At 58.4% G+C, this 20,716-nt stretch carries 17 protein-coding genes and 1 tRNA gene; 2 read left to right on the top strand and 16 right to left on the bottom strand.

Annotation, left to right across the window (positions count from 1 at the left end; all coding sequences use genetic code 11):
* Positions 1-415: 415 nt before the first annotated feature.
* The 8 genes from rplT to recJ all read right to left on the bottom strand — a co-directional run bounded on the left by rplT (position 416) and on the right by recJ (position 9,602).
* The gene (gene rplT, locus BQ9843_RS00080) at positions 416-775 is read right to left on the bottom strand and encodes a 50S ribosomal protein L20 (RefSeq protein WP_022387136.1); all 360 of its coding nucleotides are present in this window, start codon (positions 773-775) and stop codon (positions 416-418) included.
* 52 nt (positions 776-827) lie between these two features.
* Positions 828-1,025, bottom strand: a complete 198-nt coding sequence (gene rpmI / locus BQ9843_RS00085) for a 50S ribosomal protein L35 (RefSeq protein ID WP_022387137.1) — start codon at positions 1,023-1,025, stop codon at positions 828-830.
* A gap of 27 nt (positions 1,026-1,052) precedes the next feature.
* Positions 1,053-1,610 (bottom strand): translation initiation factor IF-3, encoded by a 558-nt coding sequence (gene infC, locus BQ9843_RS00090; protein ID WP_040220089.1) that lies wholly within the window; start codon positions 1,608-1,610, stop codon positions 1,053-1,055.
* A 306-nt stretch (positions 1,611-1,916) separates the two neighbouring features.
* Positions 1,917-2,003, bottom strand: a tRNA-Leu gene (locus tag BQ9843_RS00095).
* Between the two features lie 156 nt (positions 2,004-2,159).
* Positions 2,160-3,026, bottom strand: coding sequence for a class II fructose-1,6-bisphosphate aldolase (gene fba, locus BQ9843_RS00100; protein ID WP_075843401.1), 867 nt, complete (start codon positions 3,024-3,026; stop codon positions 2,160-2,162).
* Positions 3,027-3,155: 129 nt separating this feature from the next.
* Positions 3,156-3,872, bottom strand: a complete 717-nt coding sequence (locus BQ9843_RS00105) for an MBL fold metallo-hydrolase (RefSeq protein ID WP_075843402.1) — start codon at positions 3,870-3,872, stop codon at positions 3,156-3,158.
* Positions 3,873-3,890: 18 nt separating this feature from the next.
* Positions 3,891-6,290, bottom strand: coding sequence for a RelA/SpoT family protein (locus tag BQ9843_RS00110; protein ID WP_083647840.1), 2,400 nt, complete (start codon positions 6,288-6,290; stop codon positions 3,891-3,893).
* Positions 6,291-6,305: 15 nt separating this feature from the next.
* Positions 6,306-9,602, bottom strand: coding sequence for a single-stranded-DNA-specific exonuclease RecJ (gene recJ, locus BQ9843_RS00115; protein ID WP_075843473.1), 3,297 nt, complete (start codon positions 9,600-9,602; stop codon positions 6,306-6,308).
* Between the two features lie 367 nt (positions 9,603-9,969).
* Here recJ and BQ9843_RS00120 point away from each other — a divergent pair, with 367 nt between their 5' ends.
* The gene (locus BQ9843_RS00120; RefSeq protein ID WP_083647841.1) at positions 9,970-10,989 is read left to right on the top strand and encodes a bile acid:sodium symporter family protein; all 1,020 of its coding nucleotides are present in this window, start codon (positions 9,970-9,972) and stop codon (positions 10,987-10,989) included.
* Here the strand turns inward: BQ9843_RS00120 and BQ9843_RS00125 are convergent.
* The 7 genes from BQ9843_RS00125 to BQ9843_RS08685 form a co-directional block, all read right to left on the bottom strand.
* Positions 10,969-11,766 carry a DUF4931 domain-containing protein gene (locus BQ9843_RS00125; RefSeq protein WP_075843403.1) on the bottom strand — a complete coding sequence of 266 codons (798 nt, stop codon included), beginning with the start codon at positions 11,764-11,766 and terminating at the stop codon, positions 10,969-10,971. The two genes, BQ9843_RS00120 and BQ9843_RS00125, sit on opposite strands and share 21 nt — an antisense overlap.
* Positions 11,767-12,198: 432 nt before the next feature.
* Positions 12,199-12,912, bottom strand: a complete 714-nt coding sequence (locus BQ9843_RS00130) for an ABC transporter ATP-binding protein (RefSeq protein ID WP_230205503.1) — start codon at positions 12,910-12,912, stop codon at positions 12,199-12,201.
* A gap of 4 nt (positions 12,913-12,916) precedes the next feature.
* Positions 12,917-13,768, bottom strand: a complete 852-nt coding sequence (locus tag BQ9843_RS00135) for an ABC transporter ATP-binding protein (protein ID WP_022387146.1) — start codon at positions 13,766-13,768, stop codon at positions 12,917-12,919.
* A complete protein-coding gene (locus BQ9843_RS00140) occupies positions 13,761-14,831 on the bottom strand; it encodes a branched-chain amino acid ABC transporter permease (protein WP_075843476.1) in 1,071 nt (356 codons plus the stop codon). The genes BQ9843_RS00135 and BQ9843_RS00140 overlap by 8 nt, the downstream gene beginning before the upstream one ends.
* A gap of 9 nt (positions 14,832-14,840) precedes the next feature.
* Positions 14,841-15,722: a branched-chain amino acid ABC transporter permease gene (locus BQ9843_RS00145; RefSeq protein ID WP_075843404.1), complete on the bottom strand. Its 882-nt coding sequence runs from the start codon at positions 15,720-15,722 to the stop codon at positions 14,841-14,843.
* 197 nt (positions 15,723-15,919) lie between these two features.
* Entirely contained in the window at positions 15,920-17,116 is a 1,197-nt protein-coding gene (locus BQ9843_RS00150) for an ABC transporter substrate-binding protein (protein WP_083647842.1), read from the bottom strand.
* A 243-nt stretch (positions 17,117-17,359) separates the two neighbouring features.
* Complete coding sequence (locus tag BQ9843_RS08685; RefSeq protein WP_154665534.1) at positions 17,360-17,533, bottom strand: hypothetical protein; 174 nt, start codon at positions 17,531-17,533, stop codon at positions 17,360-17,362.
* Positions 17,534-17,722: 189 nt separating this feature from the next.
* Between BQ9843_RS08685 and BQ9843_RS00155 the strand changes: the two genes are divergently transcribed.
* Complete coding sequence (locus tag BQ9843_RS00155; RefSeq protein ID WP_075843405.1) at positions 17,723-19,063, top strand: homoserine dehydrogenase; 1,341 nt, start codon at positions 17,723-17,725, stop codon at positions 19,061-19,063.
* A 110-nt stretch (positions 19,064-19,173) separates the two neighbouring features.
* Here BQ9843_RS00155 and BQ9843_RS00160 read toward each other — a convergent pair whose 3' ends face one another.
* A complete protein-coding gene (locus BQ9843_RS00160) occupies positions 19,174-20,679 on the bottom strand; it encodes a C1 family peptidase (protein WP_083647843.1) in 1,506 nt (501 codons plus the stop codon).
* Between the last annotated feature and the right edge of the window lie 37 nt (positions 20,680-20,716).

Genomic DNA, 20,716 nt, shown 5'->3' on the forward strand with positions numbered 1-20,716 from the left:
TCCGTCCGGCCAGCTTCTCGCTGATCGGATCCATTCGATTGAAAAAAGCTTGTTGGTTAGGAAATGATGGGGCCTGCCCGACGGGCAGACCTTATCAAGTTATTCTTCCGTACACATTCGCTCATACTTCGAATTGGTATGATTTAGTGCATCTGTCCCGGATGGAGCCGATATGCTATCGCTCCACCCGCGGTATCCGGTTCTCAAGGTACCCGCCGAGAGTGTCGCGTCAACTGCGTTACTCCCTTCGGCGAGGAAATAATTTACCGGATGCCCCTACCCTCCGCAATACTCAGTTTTAACATACACATCTCCTACACATTTAACTACCGCCTATATCCCCTTACATGCCGTTTAAAGAAAAACGGGACGTCTGGCGACGTCCCGTTTCTAAATACCCTATATAGAGCAGGCTTTAGGCCTCGAGGGCCTTCTTCGCAACAGCGGCAAGCTCGTTGAAGGACTCGATGTCCTCGTAAGCCATCTGCGAGAGGACCTTGCGGTCGAGCTCAATGCCGGCAAGCTTCAGGCCGTGCATGAACTGGGAATAGGAGAGACCGTTCACACGAGCGGCTGCGTTGATGCGGGTGATCCAGAGGCTGCGGATCTCGCGCTTCTTAGCGCGGCGATCGCGATACTGGTACTGCAGAGAGTGCTGGACCTGCTCTTTAGCAGCCTTGTACGTACGCGAAGAGGCACCGTAGTAACCCTTCGCACGAGACATAACGGTACGGCGCTTCTTCTTGGCGCTCACTGCGCGCTTGATGCGTGCCATATCAAATCAACTCCAAACGAGATAAAGACGAAATAAAACGGACAGACGGATCTTAGCGGCCAGCGAGACGCGCGTTGACGACCTTAGCGTCAGCTGCGGCGATCTCGGTCTCCTGACGGAAACCACGCTTACGCTTGGTGGTCTTCTTGCTCAGGATGTGGCTCTTGAAAGCCTTGGCGCGCATGAGCTTACCGGTACCGCTGCGGCGGAAACGCTTCTTGGTGCCGCTGTGGGACTTCATCTTAGGCATGAACTTCTCCTTAATCGGTTACAAAGACTATTTCTCGGATGCTTCCTCGGTGGCCTCCGTATCGAAGGCGCCCTTGATGGGAGCGAGGAGCATGAGCATGTTACGGCCTTCGAGCTTAGGAGCCGACTCGACCGTAGCAAACGGTTTAAGATCCTCAGCAAGACGCTCGAGCACGTTAAGACCCTGCTCCGGATGGGCCATCTCACGGCCACGGAACATAATGGTGATCTTGACGCGTGCGCCCTTCTTGAGGAAACGCAGCACGTGGCCCTTCTTGGTCTCGTAATCGCCCACGTCGATTTTTGGACGGAATTTCATTTCCTTGACCTCGACCTTGGACTGGTTCTTACGAGCCTGCTTGGCCTTCATTGCCTGCTGGTACTTGAACTTGCCGTAATCCATGACCCTGCACACAGGCGGTTCCGCATTAGGTGCGATCTCCACCAGGTCAAGGCCCTGTTCATCGGCGACGCGCTGAGCATCGCGGATGCCGAACAGACCCAGCTGCGAGCCGTCCACACCGATCAGTCGGCAAGTGCTCGCGGTGATCTCCCCGTTGATGCGGGTGTCATCAGACTTAGCTATTGTCCCAACCTCCTTCTTACACTAAAACAAAACCCGGAACCGCAAAGCGATATCCGGGTCTTCAAAACAAGGTTATGCGGCGTGACCGCACGAATCTTCTTTTTTAGAACCAGACAGCTGCTCATTGGCGCCGAAAGGTGGGAACCCACAGGTTCCGCTTCGTTACTGCACAAACAGTGCGATGTGTATAGTAGCACAGTGTGGATTACTCCACGAAGAGCGCACATGAGAAATTTCATCAGCGCGCTCACGCGAGTTCGGTGTTTACAAGAAAGGACCCCATCGCTGGGGTCCTTGCTGTTCGGATGGTGCCCGAGGCGAGACTCGAACTCGCACGATGTCGCCACCGGTGGATTTTGAGTCCACTGCGTCTGCCAATTCCGCCACTCGGGCGCACGCTATGGTGCGTTAGCAACTATACCATATTAAAAGTAGCCCAAAGGGTTCGTGCAAACTTTTTTCCTTGCGCAGAACACTGAAACGCAAAAAGCCCCGGTTTCGCTTCTCCACATGTGGAAAAACGAAACCGGGGCCATGTGAAAAGCGGCTTTAGGCCTTGTTCACGCTGCCAAACTGCTCCATGAGCTCCTTGGTGCGAACAACGATAGCCTCGCGAGCCGGCTTGATGAGCTTGCGCGGATCGTAACCCTTGCCCTGCTGATCCTTGCCAGCCTCGACATACTCGCGAATGGCCTTGGCATAGACAACCTGAAGGTCGGTGTTGACGTTGACCTTAGAAACGCCAAGAGAGATGGCCTTTTTAATCTGGTCCTCGGGAATGCCAGTACCACCGTGCAGAACCAGCGGGAGGTTACCGGTGAGAGCCTTGATCTCGCCCAGGCGCTCGAAGGAAAGGCCCTTCCAGTCTTTCGGATACAGACCGTGGATGTTACCAATACCGCAAGCGAGGAAATCGACGCCCAGGTCGGCAATCTGCTTGCACTGCTCGGGATCGGCGAGCTCACCGGAGGAAGTCACGCCATCCTCGGTACCGCCGATACCGCCGACCTCTGCCTCAATGGACAGACCGCGAGAGTGAGCGAGGTCCACAAGCTCCTTGGTGCGGTCGAGATTGGTCTGGAAGTCGGCCTCGTGAGAACCGTCGTACATAATGGACGTAAAGCCTGCATCCATGGCCTTGAAGCAATCCTCATAGGAACCATGATCGAGGTGCAAAGCAACAGGAACCGTAATGTCGAGAGCCTCAACGCAAGCCTTGACCATGTCGGCACAAACCTTGTAGCTGCCCATCCACTTGGCAGCGCCGCCCGTGCACTGCATGATAAGCGGAGACTTGGCCTCCTCGGCAGCCTGGAGAATAGCGAGCGTCCATTCCAGGTTGTTGGTGTTGAAGGCGCCCAAAGCGTAATGGCCGGCCTCAGCATTCTTAAGCATGTCGCTTGCGTTAACGAGCATACGAACCCCCTAGTTCGAAGTGCCGAAATGACATAGCAAAGCATACCATGCGCCATAGCCTCGATACGCCATCTGTCATACTTTCACATAAGCAAAACGAAAGCTTCGATATTCTTCGAAACGAAAGGGTTAATGCTCGTGACGAAGCGCGTAGGCCATGAAGGGGTTCGAATCAAGTTCGCGAGAGACAGTCGTGGTGCCGTTATGGCCCACATAGCACAAGGTATCTGAGGGCAAAGAGGTGCCGATGCGCGCAAGCGAACGCATGATCAGCCCCTCGTCACCGCCGGGAAGATCGACGCGTCCATGCCCTCCCGGGAAAAGGGTATCGCCTACAAATGCGATGTTTGCATCCGAAGTGGCAGCAAACAGCACGATACCTCCCGGCGTATGGCCGGGAGTCGACAGCACCTGGAGACACACGTCTCCCACCTCGACCGTATCGCCCTCCTCAAGCAAACGGTCGGGTGCAGGCGGCATCTCGGTATCGATACCCCATGTCGTCTTCATGCTGCGCACTGCCTCGGCTAGATACGGTGCATCAAGCGCGGAAATCATAAAGGGGATGTCCTCGCCCAAGACGCGGCGAACGCCCGCTACGCCGCCAACGTGATCGGCATGCCCGTGCGTGCAGACAACGGCATCGAGATGCGCAGTGGGAAACAGGGCCAAGGCGCGCTCGGCCAGCTTCTCCCCTTCCCATGCGGGATCGATCATCACAGCGTAATCTTGGGAGACCACAATGTAGGTATTGGTCTGAATCGGGCCGTTAACAATAGTTGCGACGCGAAGCGAACCACGGCCCTCGAGCTCCAAATTCGCCTTCAACGGCAATTTGCCATCCATAAAACACCTCTCACGTTATTAGTGACGATGCGCCATCTGCGCACCGCCGCCCTCGCCGGGCATGAGACGGCGAGCATCGAAGACGCTTTCCACGCGACTAATGGCGGCAAGCAGCGCGTCCAAGCCGCTGGCATCGGAGATCTCGACCAAAAAGCGCAGGGTAGCGACTCCCTCGCGGTCGGTCGATGTTGCAGCCGAGAGAATGTTGGCCCCCGCATCGCCGATGGCGATAGTGACGTCTTTGAGCAATCCCATGCGATCGAGACATTCGACCACAATCTCAACCTGGAAAAGAGCATCGGCGCCATCGTCCCATGACACCTCGATCATGCGCTCGGGGTGCTCCATAAGGCCCTTGACATTAGGGCAGTCGGCACGATGGACCGACACGCCGCGTCCGCGCGTGATGAAACCAACGATATCGTCGCCAACCACGGGGTTGCAGCAGTGGGCCAGGCGAACCAGCAGGCCATCGCCGCCCTTGACCACAACACCCGAACTTGCGGGCTTGCGCTTGCGCTTGGGCGGACGGCGGCTACCGCGCGTCTGCTTGATCGTCTCGGCAACGATCTCTTCGGGCTCCTTGGCGGCGGCTTCGGTCGGCTTGGGGTCGAGCAGCGCTTCCACCTTGTTGCACACCATGCGCGGCGCGACCTTGCCGGCGCCCACGGCGGCGAACAAATCCTCAAGTTGCTTGAAGTTCAAGTCGTGCGCGACTTCGGTAAGGGCGCGCGTAGAGCGGGGCGTGGATATGCCAAAACCTCGTTTGCGCAGGTCCTTTGCAAGTGTGTCGCGACCAGAAACGGCATCGTCGTCTTTGGTTGCCGCCGCAAAATAGCGACGAATCTTAGAGCGGGCGGAGGGCGTACGCACGATGTTGAACCAATCGCGCGAGGGCTTTGCGGCCTTATTGGTCAAGATTTCGACACGGTCGCCCATAGCGAGCTCGTGCGAGAGTGGGGCAACCACGCCATTAACCATAGCGCCGACGCAGTGGTTGCCGACCTCGGTGTGGACGGCATACGCGAAGTCAAGCGGCGTCGACCCCGCGCGCAAGCTCATGACCTCGCCCTTGGGTGTAAACACGAAAATTTCCTGGTCAAAAAGATCGACCTTCAATGAGTGAAGGAACTCTTTTGGATCGTCGATCTCGTCGGAAACGGTCCAGTCGAGCGAGCGACGCAACCAGTTGATCTGGTCGTCCAGGCGCTGAGCGTCGTTGGATTTGGAAGCGGTAGACCCGCCCGAACGCTTGTAGAGCCAGTGGGCGGCAATGCCGTATTCCGCCTGCTCGTGCATCTCGTACGTACGAATCTGAATCTCGAGCGGACGAGCCGTGGGACCGATAACCGTTGTGTGCAGCGACTGGTAGTTGTTGAATTTGGGCATGGCGATATAGTCTTTGAATCGCCCGGGCATGGGATGCCACAGAGAGTGGACCGCGCCGAGTGCAGAGTAGCAATCGCCCACAGTATTGGTGATGACGCGCAGGGCCACAAGGTCGTAGATCTCGGAAAACTCTTTTCCCTTGCGGCGCATCTTCTGGTAGATAGACCAGTAATGCTTGGAGCGTCCTTTGATCTGGAATCCCTCAAGGCCCGCGTGCTTGAGCTCGTCGGTCAGCGTCTTGATAGTCTCTGCCAAGAAGCGCTCGCGCACCTCACGACTCTCGGCAACCATGCGCGCAATGCGCTGATAGGCTTCCGGCTCAAGATAGAAGAAGGAAAGGTCCTCCAGCTCCCACTTGATAGAGCTCATGCCCAAGCGGTCGGCCAAAGGCGCGTACACGTCCATTGTCTCGCGCGCCTTGAACAGACGCCGATCCTCACGAAGAGCAGCGAGCGTTCGCATGTTATGCAGGCGGTCGGCAAGCTTGACGATAATCACGCGAATGTCGCGCGACATGGCGAGAAACATCTTGCGCAGGTTGAGCGCCTGTTTCTCATCCATGCTGTCGACCTCGATGTTCGTGAGTTTGGTCACGCCGTCGACGAGCTCGGAAACAGTCGAGCCAAAGATGCTTGCCACATCATCGAGGGATGTCTCGGTATCTTCCACCGTATCGTGAAGGAGCGCGGCGCACACCACATCGCAGTCCATATTGAGCTCGGCCAAGATAATGGCCACCTCAACAGGATGGTTGATATACATCTCGCCCGAGCGGCGCTTTTGCTTCGCATGCTTCTCGGCGGCAAAACAGTAGGCACGCTCGACTTTGGCGCGATCTTCCTCGTTCATGTTCTTGCGGCACAGGCTCGCGAGCTTGTCGTAGCTGTCTGCAGTAATCTGATACGGCAGATCATCGGCACATGTAATGTGTAGCAGCTCCGAGGTAGGGCGCAGGCTGCCCTCCTGGTTTGTATGAACAACTGCACCGGAATGCGGCGCAGCATTTGCATGAGAAGCAGCGCTGCCCATGGTGACCCCTCCCCTTTATTCAGCCCGTGGCGTGATGGGCCTGTTCACTCGTGCAAGCATATCATGAGCAGATGTATCTAAAGCCCAGCTCTTGAATGCCGAGAACTCCATGCGCGTGCGCATGCCCTCGAGGTAGCGAATAGAACGCGAAAGCTCAACCTTGCCCGGGTTCTCGGTCATGGCGATACGGCGATTTGCATCCGAACCCTTCACGCACGCAAACCCGAGCTCCTCGAACACGCCGAGGCCACACGAAACCGAGCGCTCATCCACATGTGTGCGCGCATCGATAGCAAGGCACATCTGCGCGATGTCAAGATCGCTCGCCGCAAACGAGTCCTCCCCCGTCTTGGTTCGCGCCGCACGCCACATGGTCTGCAGCGCACGGTAGAGAACAACAAGCTCGTCGCGCGTGGGCGCCAAAGCATCGAGCAAATGCTCGTTAATGCGGGCATCGCGAGCAGAATAGAGTAGATGGATGCGAGCGGCGGCGCCATCGCGACCCGCACGGCCGCTCATTTGGTTGAACTCGATAGCGCCAAACGGCATGTGATACAAGACAACATGGCGAATATCAGGCAAGTTGACGCCTTCGCCAAAGGCGGAAGTGGAGACGATGCAGGAAAGCTCACCGCTTCTAAAGGCATTCTCGACACGCATGCGGTCGCTTCGTGAAAGGCCCGCGTGATAGAACGCAATGGCGGGAGCGAGCTCGGGGATGCGACGACGAAGCGTGCGGGCAAGCGCAACGGCAGCGTCGCGCGCATTGACGTACACCACACACTTATCCCCCGTGGCGACGATGGAGACAAGGCAGTTCTCGCGCGCTTGCAAGTTGCGCTCGTCCTCCAGGTTCAGATTGGCACGCACCGTGTCGTCGACCACCACCTCGTTGATGGGAAGAAGGTGGCGTATCTCCTTGGCAACAGGACGAGAAGCGGTAGCTGTCGCAGCAAGAACCTGGGGCGAGCCCAACAGCTGCAAAACCTCCGGCATGTCGAGATAGGCACTACGATTTCCGCCCTTTGCCGCGGCCATGTGATGCGCCTCATCGAAAACGATAAAGCCGATACGCGCCGGCGCGAAACGCGAGCGATGAATATCGAGGAACTCGGGCGTGGTGAGAATCACATCGAGCGCGCCGGAGCGCAGGCGCGAGAAAATCGCGTCACGGGCGGCAGGAAGCGTCTCGCCCGTAAGGACCGCTGCGCGCAGTCCCAGCTGAGAAAAGCGCTCGACGAGATGAAACGACTGATCGGCCACGAGGGCGCGCAGAGGATAGACAAAGATGCTTGCGCGTTCATGGGAGAGTGCCTCGCGCGCTGCATGAACTTGGAAGATCAGGGATTTTCCACGTCCGGTGCCCATCACCGCAAGGACACTTTTGCCCTGGCCCAGAGCGTCAAGCGCATCGCGCTGCGCGGGATGCGGATCTGCGCATCCAATAAACGAATGGATGAGCGTACGCGTCAGCTCATCATAGGGAAGACGGGCGAGCATGGCGCGACGCGAAGCATCGGGAGCTTCGCCAAAGGCTTCATCGGCGACGGCCGCGGAGGCCATGATGGGGGCGTTGTCGTTCATATCGTCTTTAGAGCCCGCGGCGTCATGGCGAAGAATGTCTTTAACCATGAGTTTGGGCTTCACGCGGCCCTGCCAGCGCTCCGCCACGGCTTCGAACACGAGGTCGACAACTGCATCGCATGCCACGCATCGATCGATATCGGGCACGCGAAACATAATGGCGGGAACGCTCGAGATGCCGTCGGTGGCGACAAAACGCATGTGATCGCCCGTTTTTCCCACCGCAGCACGATCGGTCATGGTCACGCCGGTAGCTGCAAGCAGCGGAACCCTGTTGCCCTGCCCAAACGGTTCGAGCACCGAAATCTGCTCGATAGTATTGATATCGAGCTCGTTGAGCTTAACAACGGCAGCGACCTCGTCGGTGTCCTCGAAGTCCTCGGCGGGAAGCTGGGCTAGAGTCTCGCCCATCCGGCGGCGAAACTCATCGAGCTTATCGGCCTCGATGGTCACGCCAACGGCACCGGCATGACCTCCAAAACGAATCACGAGATCGGAGCATCGCTCAACCGCATCAAACAGGTTGACGGAGCCAACCGAGCGGCCCGACCCTCGCGCGATGCCATCCTGCACGGAAAACAGAAGCGCGGGAACATGGAAGCGATTGGTAAGACGACTCGCCACGATACCTTTCACGCCCTCGTGCCAGCCCTCGCCGGCCACGACGATCACGCGACCGCCGTCATAGCTTGCCTCGGCAAGAGCCATGGCTTCATCGGCAAGCTTGCCCTCGATATCTCGACGATCCTGGTTGATCTCTTCGAGCTGGGCAGCGAGTTGCGCCGCCTCCATGGGATCGGTCGCCATTAGCAAGTCGAGCGCCAAGGCAGGATCTGCCATACGGCCCGCAGCGTTGAGGCGCGGGATGAGCGAGAAGGAAAGGGCATCGGCTGTGATGGTGCGCAAGTCGGCACGGGCAACAGAGGCGAGCGCCACGTAGCCAGGACGCGTCGAGGCGCGCATATGGGCAATACCATCTGCCACAAGCGCACGGTTCTCGGGAGTGAGAAGCATCATGTCCGACACGGTTCCAAGCGCTGCGACCTCGGTATAGGAGCGCCACAGGTCGGGTTCGCCCAGACGCTCGCCCAGCAGCTGCACGAGCTTGAGCGCCACGCCGGCACCGGCGAGCTCGCGTGAGGGACTCTTGTCGGCAATCTTGGGATCGGCGACGGGAACGCCCTGGGGAACAAGGTCGGAAGGCTCATGATGGTCGGTCACCACGATGTCGATGCCGCGCTCAACGATCTGCTGTACCTCGTTTTTTGCCGCGATGCCGTTATCGACCGTGATGATGAGCGTTGGCGAGCACGCTTCGACCACTCGGTCGAGCGCGCTGGCGGTAAGACCGTAGCCCTCGTCAAATCGGTGCGGAATAAACGGGTGGACGGTGCCGCCAAGGTGGCGCAATGCCTCGGTGAGCAGACAGGTTGACGTGATGCCGTCAACATCAAAGTCGCCAAAGACGGCGATGACCTCGCCTGCAGCAAGTGCCGCCTGCACGCGATCGGCCACATCGCTCAAGCCAGGAATAATCGAGGGGTTCGCCCAGTCGCGCTCGAGAGACGGAGTGAGGAAAAGATGGCCTTCTTCGACCGATTCGATACCATGGGCAACCATGATGCGAGCCACCAGCGGGGCCACGCCAAGGGCGTGAGAGAGTTCTCGTTCAAGATTGATATCGTTATGGGCAACGACCCAGCGGTGAGATGTCTTAAGCGAAGGCATAGGCAACGCACCTCCCCGCAAGGCAATTGCGAGGAACGCGATCGTAAGAAGCATGATGGCGGCGATGGCAGCAATCATGCGCGAAACCAAATGGGCGCATGAGGGCACTTCCTTGATGTGTGGGCCCGCTTCGGCGGGCCGAGCTGTTGAACGCCTTTATTATACGCATCAAGTGGACACAATGTGCAGCTAAGCCACCGAACGTATCCATCGTATTTCAGCCGCTGGTAGAACGGCCATGCACAAATTGCGGCCATGTTCATAGCATGCGACGGCGTTATACTCGCCCTTGATTCAACGTTTGACCGCACGATTTTGCGATATCTGATCGCAAGCGTGATAAACAATGCGAAAGAGGACCTTACCGATGTTCGTGGATCGCTGGCATGCATTTGGAAACCTGATCGGCTCCAAGATGCCCTTTATCGTTCCCTGCTGTGTGGCGGCAGGCGTGCTCTTTCCCCAAGTCTTCTCGCCCATTCGCGCTGTCGTACCCGTCATGTTCGCCTTCATGACGTTTCAAGGCTCTCTCAACAACACCGTCCATCAGCTTCTTGGCGTATTTAAGCACCCCAAAGACCTCATCGTCATCTTGCTCATAAGCCAGGTCTTTATGCCAACGCTCGCCTATTTCCTGGGAAACCTGCTATTTGCCGGCAACGTCAACCTCGTCACCGGCATTCTTCTTGAATATAGCGTGCCCGTAGCAGTGGTCAGCTTCATGTGGGTGGGCATGTTCCACGGCGACGGCCCCCTCGGACTCGCCGTCATCCTGGTTTCCACCGTGCTCGCACCCTTTAGCATCCCGTCTACGCTTCAGATTCTGATGGGGCATTCGATTCAGATCGACGCCGCCAAGATGATCTTTGACATGGTGCTGATGATCGCGCTTCCCGCGCTTGCAGGCATGATGGTTAACGAGCTGACCCACGAGTGGGGACATGAACGTCTCTCCCCCGCTATTTCCCCCGCTTGCCGCGCGTTGCTGGTGATCATCATTACAGCGAATTCGACCGCGATGTCCTCCTACGTGCTCCATATGACCTGGGAGCGCATCGCCGTGGCGCTCTTCATTTTTTTCTACGCCTGCAGCGGGTACATCTGGGGCCTGTTGGTCGCACGCCTTCTGCATCAGCCGCAACCGACGCTTGTCACCATGAGCTTCGCCTGTGGCCTGCGCAATATCTCGTCGGGCGCAGTCATCGCCAGCCAGTATTTTCCAGGCGAAGTGGTGTTCCCTGTCATGTGCGGCACCCTGTTCCAGCAGATGCTCGCTGCATTTTTTGGCGCGCTCATTCATCGTCTATACGATGAGGACACCTCGACGACAGATGCCGGCATAGCAAACAAAAACGATACCGCTGCATCAAGCTCGCTCGTCAAGTAACTCCCGCAGACACTCGGCATCGTGTGCAAGCGTTGTCTCGGCATTGCATTGCGCCAAGCGATAGCCTACAAAATAGGGCGAGACCACCCAGCGCGGAAGCGCTTTGACGATCGTCATCCCCTCCATGTGGTAAAAGAAAAGGTTATATGACGAGGCGCGCCCGCCGTGATGCTCGTTAAGAACATAGCGAACCACCGTCTGAAGCGCATCGGCAAATCGATTCGTGTCCTCAATGTCTTCTGGAGCATTGCCGTGGGCAAGCCCCTGTGGGCAGATGACGTTTACCTCAAAAAAGCCCATAACGGGATCGGTGGAAATGGTCGCGCGCACGCGCCCGCGCTGCCACACATCGATTCCCTCGAAGTGCTTCATAGAGATCTCTGCATACCCGTCTTCCTTCTCGAGCCCGACGATTTGCATATGAGGATGCGTGAGGCTTCCGCCCGAAAGCGGACCCATGTTCTTGTACATAAGGACGCTGCGATAATCGCCCGAATCAATCATCTGCTCCCAGCAGGACAGCGCAAAGCGAATCACGCCATGGAGCTCCTCGGGTTCATATGTAGTGATATCCGCATCATGATCGGCCGACTCGATGAGCACGGTCTGCATGGTATGGCGCAGCGTGCGAAACTTGTTCTGCAACCAAATGCGGTCCCCGTCACGGCGGATGATGTTCTCGAGCCCGTCGATGTCGCAAAACGGGCACGACGTGCCCGGTCGACGGTTATCGTCCGGCTTACCCTTTGCCTTTACTACGTCAAACACCAGCGCCATGTCTGCCCCCTTGGTCTCATGTAGATAGAAGTATCGCGCACCCTTGCGGAAGCAGGCAAGCCTGGGATAAACCCTGCCTAAAGCATCACACAGGCGAGCGTCCCCACCTACGCCGGAAGGGGGCTGCCGTTGCCTCCATGCTCAGACATACTCGCGCTCTGCGAGCGCTGCGTAACTGCGCGTGGAGGCAACGGGCAGCCCCCTTCCGGCAAGGTACCGTACCGGTGGCGTAAATCAAGCAGTTACCCCAGGAGCCGGGGCCTCCCTGTCTCCTCACGCGCAGTTACGCAGCGCTCGCAAGAGCGCGAGTATGTCTGAGCATGAGGAGACAGGGAGGCCCCGGCTCCGAACAGGTCGATGTCCCTTAAAGCAAAGGCGACACCGCCTGTTGATGCGATGCCGCCCTTGGATGGAACAATATGGTACGAAGCGTCAGCCGCCCAGGTAGGCACGGCGAACGTCATCGTTATGCAGGAGTTCTTGGCCCGTGCCGCTCAAGGTGATGTTGCCCGTCTCCATCACGTAGCCGCGCGTGGCGATGGAAAGCGCCATCTGCGCGTTTTGCTCGACCAGCAAGATCGTGGTGCCTGCCTTGTGCAGGTCCTCGATAATCTGGAAGATTTGCTCGATCAAAATAGGAGCAAGGCCCATAGAGGGCTCGTCGAGCATGAGAAGCTTGGGGTTGCTCATAAGAGCGCGACCCATGGCGAGCATCTGCTGCTCACCGCCCGAAAGCGTGCCCGCAACCTGGCGACGGCGCTCTTTCAGGCGCGGGAATTGCTCGTAGACGCGCTCAAGACCGGGGGCGATGGTGCTCTTGGGCTGCGTATAGGCGCCCATCTCGAGGTTTTCCTCCACCGACATCTCAAGAAAGACGCGACGTCCCTCGGGTACCTGAGCCAGGCCCTTGGCAACGAGCTTGTCGGCGGGCGTATGGGCGATGTCCTCGCCCTGGAATTTGATGGACCCCGTCTTGGAACGCAGCAAGCCCGAAATGGTCTTAAGAGTCGTGGACTTACCTGCACCGTTAGCGCCAATCAGAGCCACAATCTCGTCTTCGTTGACCTCAAAGGAAACGTTCTTGATGGCGTGGATTGCGCCGTACCAGACGTTGGCGTTGTATACGGAAAGCATCGGTTCTGCCATGGCGCTACGCCTCCTTCTTCTTGCCCAAATAGGCCTCGATGACGGTTTCGTTATTCTGAATCTCCTCGGCCGTGCCCTTAGCGATAACCTTGCCAAAGGAAAGCACGCAGATGCCTTCGCAGATATTCATGACCAGGCTCATATCGTGCTCGATCAGCATAATGGCAATGCCAAAGGTGTCGCGGATCTTAACGATATTCTCCATGAGCTCCGCCGTCTCGGACGGATTCATGCCTGCCGCGGGCTCGTCCAGCAATAGCAGCGAGGGATTGGTCGCAAGCGCGCGCACGATCTCCAAACGGCGCTGGGCACCGTAAGGAAGGCTTCCGGCCTGATCGTTCGCATGCTTTTCCATGTCAAAGATGGAGAGCAGCTCCATAGCGCGCTCGTGCGCCTGCTTCTCGTGCTTCCAGTAGCTGGGCAGGCGCAAAACGCCCTCGAGGCCCGTGTACTTTTCCTGGTTGTGCAGACCAACCTTGACGTTGTCCTCGACCGTCATGGACGAGAACAGGCGGATGTTTTGGAACGTACGGGCAATACCCATACGATTGACCTGGCTTACGGTCTTGCCGCTCGTATCTTGGCCGTTGAGCAGAATAGTTCCGTTTGTGGGCTGATAGACCTTGGTAAGCAGGTTGAATACCGTGGTCTTGCCAGCACCGTTGGGACCAATGAGACCGGCGATCTCGGTCTTGCCGATGGTGAGGTTAAAGTCATCGACCGCCTTCAGGCCGCCAAACTCGATACCCAGGTGGATGCACTCGAGCGCCGGCGTCTCGTTGACGTCGCGATCGGGAACGATGGCACGGCTGGGATAGGGCACCATCTTGCCCTTTTCGAACTCAAACTTAGACATTGGCTTCGGCCTCCCCCTTCTTCTTTGGCTTAAAGCGGGCGATAAAGCCTTGGATCTGAGGGCTATTGGTGCAGATCATCACAAGGATGAGGACGATGGCGTAAACGAGCATACGGTAATCGGAGAACTCGCGCAGCGCCTCGGGAAGAATCGTCAGCACCGCGGCGGCGATAACGGAACCGCGCATGTTGCCCAGACCGCCCAGGACCACAAAGACCAGAATGAGAATCGAGGTATTGAAGTCAAACTTAGTGGCGGAAAGCTGCGAGAAATTACCGCCAAAGAGCGCTCCGGCAGCACCGGCAAGGGCAGCGGAGACAACAAAGGCGATCATGCGGTACTTGGTGACCGAGATACCTACGCTCTCGGCAGCGATACGATTGTCACGCACCGCCTCGATTGCACGACCGGTGCGGCTGCGTACCAAGTTGAGCACGACGACGAGTGCGATCATGATGAGCACAAAACCGGCCACGAACGTGGAATAGGTAGAAACACCCGAGGCGCCCTGAGCGCCTTTGATGATGGCAATGCCGTTGTCCATAAGGTGCAAGTCGTTGACCGTGGCATTACCCCTAAGGTTGAACACGACATGCAGGCCATGAGCGTCGACACCCACGATCAGGCAGGTCACAACCTCCTTGATGATCTCGCCAAAAGCAAGGGTGACGATAGCCAGGTAGTCGCCGCGCAGGCGAAGCACAGGAATGCCGATGATAAATCCGGCGATGGCTGCAAAGACGGCGCCAACGACGATGCTCACAACGAGCGCGAGCGTCTGAGGGGCGCCCGCTGCCTGCATGGATACGGCGGTAACGATGCCCGTGTAGGCGCCGATGCTCATGAAGCCGGCATGGCCAAGCGAAAGGTCGCCCGCGACACCGACCACGAGGTTCAGGGAAATGGCCATCACGATATAAGCGGTGATGGGCACCAGCTGGCCGGCGAACATGCGCGGAATCATGTGATTGGCCTGCATGAAGAAGACCACCAAGAACGCAACGATAACAAGGCCATAGGTAATGAAATCGGAGCGCGTCTGCTTATTCTTGAGGAAGTTCATGATGCCCACCTACACTTTCTCCGGAACGTACTTGCCCAGAAGGCCTGCAGGCTTGACCAGAAGCACCACGATAAGAACGGCAAACACAATAGAGTTGGCAAGCGACGTGGAAATGTACGCCTGCGCCATGGCCTCAATGATGCCAAGCAGGACGCCTCCCACAAAAGCACCGGGAATGGAGCCGATGCCGCCGAAAACGGCAGCGGTAAAGGCCTTGATGCCGGGCATGGCTCCGGTCGTAGGCTGCAGCACCGGAGAATACGAGCACAGCAGCACGCCGGCGATGGCCGCCAGGGCAGAACCGATGGCAAACGTCATCGAAATGGTGCGGTTGACGTTGATGCCCATGAGCTGAGCGGCCGCCTTATCTTCGGAGCAGGCGCGCATGGCCTTACCCATCTTGGACTTGGAGGTGAACCACATGAGCACCACCATGATCAAGATACAGGCGAGGATGGTGACGAGCGACACGGCAGAAACGTTGAACTGCGCCAAAAATGGCGGAACCGGGAACCTGACCAGAGAGGTGAAGTTCTTGGGCGTGGCACCCCACAGCAGCTGGGCGGCATTTTGCAGGAAATACGAAACGCCGATAGCCGTGATAAGGACCGCAAGCGGACCTGCGGCTCGCAGCGGTCGATACGCCAGGCCCTCGACGAGCACGCCCAGCACGGTGCATACGACGACGGAGAGGACCACCGAAAGCCAGCCGGGCAGTCCCAGATACGATGTGGCGCAAAACGAAACGTATGCACCGACCATGATCACGTCACCATGGGCGAAGTTGAGCATCTTGGCGATACCGTAGACCATGGTGTAGCCCAGCGCGATGATCGCGTAGACGCTGCCCATGGACAGGCCGTTCACCAGATACTGGATGAATACCGTCATGTTTCACACCCTCCTTTCGTTATGTGACTCGATTAGGATAGGCCGCCCCCAACGCGACATACAAGGGGCGAAACCCTCCCGTAAAACAGGGGTAACGGTCAAGAAATACACCTTGTCCCAATAGGGAAAAAGCAGGGGTGGAATAGTTCCGCCCCTGCTTATGTTACGTGCACGTATGTGCAGGCACTCCGCGGCGCTTAGGCCTGGACGTACTTACCGTCCTTAATGACGTACGCGGTCGGATCCTTTTGGACCTCGCCCTTGTCGTTCCACGTCAGAGTGCCGGTCAGACCCTTGACCGTAATCTTGGTCATGGCCTCAGCAAGCTTGGAAGAAGCCTCTGTAGGATCGACGTCGGCCGGAAGGCCAGCCTCCTTCAAAGCCTCGGCAACTGCATGGACACCGTCGTAGGCGTCTGCGGCAAACTGATCGGGAGTCTTGCCGTAAGCGTCCTTATAGGCCTTCACGAAGTCGGCGTTGCTCTCGTCGTCGGCGGAGAACGGGGTCATGAGCAGCAGACCCTCGGCAAGGGAGGTGTCGAAGCCCTCGACGCCCAGGATGCCGTCCATGCCGTCGCAACCCATCATCTTGACCTCGTAGCCCATATCGGAGGCGTTCTTGAGGAGCACAGAGGCCGGAGTGTAGTAGATCGGGGCGAAAATCATCGTCGCGCCCTTTTCCTTGGCCTTGGTGAGCTGGTTGGTGAAGGAGGTCTGAGAATCGTCCTTGAAGGTCTCCTCGTCGACGATCTCGAGCTTGGACTCGGCAGCTTGCTCCTTGAACGCATCGGCGATGCCGGAAGAATAGGAATCGCCGGAGTTGTAGAACAGAACGAACTTCTCGTCGCCGTAGTTGGCAGCGAGGAACTTAGCAGCGTTAACGCCCTGGTTGGGGTCGGTGAAGCACACCTGGAAGACATTGGTCTTGCCCTTGGTGACGTCCGTGGAAGAAGCGGACGGGGTGATCATGAAGATCTGGGGATCTTGCGCTGCGACCTCGGCCACGGCAACGGAAGCGCCGGTGGTGGTGGGGCCGACGAGCGCCTGCATGCCCCAGTCGGCAAGGGTATTGAACGCGGTGACGGACTTCTCGCCGTCGGCGACGTCATCTTCGCTCTTGCTCACGAAGTTATAGGTGTCGTTGGAGAAATCCTTGCAGCCGAGCTCGACGCCGTTGCACACGGAGAGGCCGTAAGAAGCGGCGGCACCGGTCTTGGGACCGATGGCACCGATCTTGAACTCGCCGCCGTTGGAGTTGGCCGATGCGGAGCCGCTGTCGCCACCCTCAGAGGAGCAACCGGCTAGAATACCCGCGACCCCCAGACCAGCTGCGCTCGCGATAACGCTCCTGCGATTCATAACAGGGTTGAATGACTTACCGTTGAGGCTCGACATGCGGCTCTCCTTTCGATGACAGTCGGATTCCAACAGATACCGACAACTGCGAACACGCCCACATTTGTGGGTGTTCAGAAGAATAATCGCTTTATCATCCAAAAGTAAGCGGTATTTATGGGATTTCTTCCTCCAGCGAGAAGCCCGCGCGCGCACGACCCTCTGAGCTGCGGGAAACGTCGTTTTCGCAGCTCAGATTTAATGTTTCAAAACGATTTCGACGCGCGAGGACAGCGGCAACGGTTACGCCTGGACGTACTTGCCATCCTTGATGACGTAGGCGGTTGCGGGCTTTTCGACCTGACCCTCATCGTTCCATGTCAGAGTTCCGGTCAAGCCCTCGACGACGATCTTGCACTTTTGCCATCCCGTTCCAAGCGCTGGATCCGTGTCGCCCGAACGTTGAGGAGAGACCACTCGCTTTTTCGGCGCCGTTTTTTACAGGCTTGTTTTGTGTGTCTCGCCTGTTTCCAATATGTCCAAACGGTTTCCGTCGACGCCAGGCGAGGGCCGCCGGCGCGATACCGTGACAGGCATCGGTCGAGCCGCTAGAATGCCATTACGCAAATTCGCATCCACCCTCAGATACCGCGTAAGGAGCCATCTATGCAGGACAATCTCCGCACCGTCAACGTGGGCCTCATCGGCTTGGGCACGGTGGGCGGCGGCGTCGCCCGCACCATCCTTTCCCATCACGATCGCTATCTGGACGCCTACAACATCGACCTCAAGATCGCGCGCGCCTGCGGCCTGGTCTGGGAGCAGGCCGAAGCTGCCGGCATCACACCCGAGCAATTCACGAGCGACTGGCATGACGTCGTGTCCGACGAGAACGTCGACATCGTGGTCGAACTCATCGGCGGCGAGCATCCTGCGACCGAAATCTACGAGGCCGCCTTCGCTGCCGGCAAGCACGTGGTCACTGCCAACAAGGCGCTGCTGGGACGTCATGTCGAGGCCTTCGCCCGCGCCGCGCGCGAGCACGGCGTGCAGCTTAAGTGCGAGGCGAGCTGCGGCGGCGGCATCCCCATCGTGAGCACCCTCGAGCGCGACCTCGTGGGCAACGGGATCCTCACCATCGCAGGCATCCTAAACGGCACCACCAACTACATTCTCTCCCGCATGGAGGCAGAGGGTGCCGATTACGCCGACGTGCTCGCCGACGCACAAGCCAAGGGCTACGCCGAGGCCGACCCCTCCGCCGATGTCGACGGCTTTGACGCCGCCAGCAAAACGGCCATTCTCGCCTCTATTGGCTTTAGCTCGCGTGTGACTACCGACGATGTGTACCAGCAGGGCATTCGCACCATCAGCGCCGAGGACATCTCCGTGGCGCACGACCTGGGCTACACCATCAAGCTTTTGGGCATCGCCCGCAACACCGCCGAGGGTGTGGACGTGCGCGTGCACCCCACGATGATTCCGCTCGACCACCAGCTGGCAAAGGTCTCGGGCGCCATGAACGCCGTCTACGTGGTGGGCGACGCCGTGGGCGAGACCATGTTCTACGGCGCGGGCGCGGGCTCCTTCCCCACCGCGAGCGCCGTGGTGGGCGACATCTTGACGCTCTCCGAACAGATCAGCCGCGGTGTGGCGCCGCTGCCCGAAAGCGAGCCGTTCAGCCGCAATAAGCCCATCCGTTCCATGGACGAGCTTGAGACCAAGTACTACATCCGCCTGCGCGTCGCCGACCGCGTGGGCGCGCTCGCCGAAGCCGTGAACGTGTTTGCCAAGCACGACATTTCCATCTCGCTCATCAACCAGCTCGAAGACGGCAACAGCGACAGCGACGCATGCTCCGTCATCTTCCTTACGCACAAGGCATTGGAGAAGAACGTCCAAGATGCAGCCGCGGCCCTCGCCGCGTCTGATTGCGTAAGCGAGGTCGCGAACGTCCTGCGCATCGAGGACGTCGACGCCTGGACCGACGGCGTGATGGCCAACTAGAGCCGGCGACTTGCGTCCAAACAATCGCTAAGACAAAGGGCTGCCCGAGTTAATTCGAGCAGCCCTTTTTGCTGTTTGGAAACGAATTGAGAGGCCTGCCCAAGCAGCGTCTACTTCACTTGCACCGCAGATGCAACGGCATCCCACGGATTGCACATCTCGACGGGCAGGGTATCCCACAGCTTGAGCGTTTGCTCGTCCAGAAACTCGCGGCGCACCACGACCTCGCCGCCATAGAGACGGAACCACTCGCCGCTCATAATCAGGTAGCCATCCTTGCAGGCGTCCTTGCCCCAGCTGTTCTCGACGCGCCAAGCGCGCGGCGTGCCATCGTCTGCCAGCTCGACGCCTTGGAACGTCATGGCATGCGTCATGCAGCTCTCGCGCATGTCATGCATCGTGGCTTTGTCCATATCCAGATCGATATCGAACAGGCCCTCGGCGTCAATGGTGTCGAGGGCAAGCACGCCAGGGAAGTCCTCGATGTGTCGCGCGAACTGCTGGGATACGTCGCATGCCATATAGCAAGCATGGCCCGCTTTAAGCGAAGCCACCGCGGCGCGCTCGAGGACCTCGGGCGGCATATTCAGCATGCGCATAACGGGAGCGCCCACCACGGTATCCATCCAGCGCACGCCCACCACGCGCTCGAAGGGGCGCGTTGCGCCCGGGCAGGAAACAAGATCGACGTAGTCATTGGCATCAAAGCGCACATAACGGCGCTGGAACTCCTGGGGAGTGATGCCCTCCTCGCGCAGGATGCGGACGAGCTTTGCATCCTCGGTGCCCATCGCCTTGCCCGTCATCGCCGCGCCCTCCTGCACGCTGACTTTGGACGGGTCGACTTCTGCATGCTCGCCCACCGCAAGCTCAAAATCGAAGGTCAGCGGGGGCTCGCCCAGGCAGATGCAAAGCACGCGGTGTACGTCCTCCATCATCTGGCGACGACGCTCCTGCAGTTCCTCATCAGACTTGCCCTGCTCAACCGCAGCGCGCAAAATCGCGGCATCGCGGCGCAACAGGCGATTGAGATAGCGATTCATCTGAGAGGAATCTTTGGTGCACGCGGTCTCGGGCATGACCTCCTTGGGCACCACACCCCACTTCCCAATGAGGTTGGCGGCAAAGCGCCACTCTCCTCCATCGGGCGCGGGGTTTTCCAACAGCAAGGTCACGGCGCGGTCGTCAAAGGGAAGATGGGCCGTGGCGATGATGTTTCCCAAAAAAGCGTTGGCCTTCTCGAGCTTGTCGTAGAACATGCCATATGCCTGAGAGAACTCGAAGTCGTCCACATCGAGCAGGCGGCAAATCTCCACGCGCTGCGTATTGAGCGTCGAGAACATCCAGCAACGGCCGGACTGGCGCTGATTGGTCACGGTCTTGGGCGCTTTAACGGCAACGCGGTAGGTATCGGAATATGTGCGCATGGTAACCGGGTTGCGGGCGGCTGCCATCACGTCCATCGAGGTGACGGCGTTGCGCGCAATGCGATTGCCACGGCTCTTTGCGAACTGCTTTACGAGTTCGGCATTGGCATTAGGGTCGAGTGCCGCAGCCGAGGTACCAAACAAGGCATCGCTCGGCACGCACTCTGTTTTATTCTCACGGCTATCCATAGGTCCTCCTTAGGCTTGCGTTCGATTTCAAACGCTT

This window comes from Collinsella bouchesdurhonensis, from assembly GCF_900155365.1.
In the GTDB taxonomy this organism is placed as follows: Bacteria; Actinomycetota; Coriobacteriia; order Coriobacteriales; family Coriobacteriaceae; genus Collinsella; species Collinsella bouchesdurhonensis.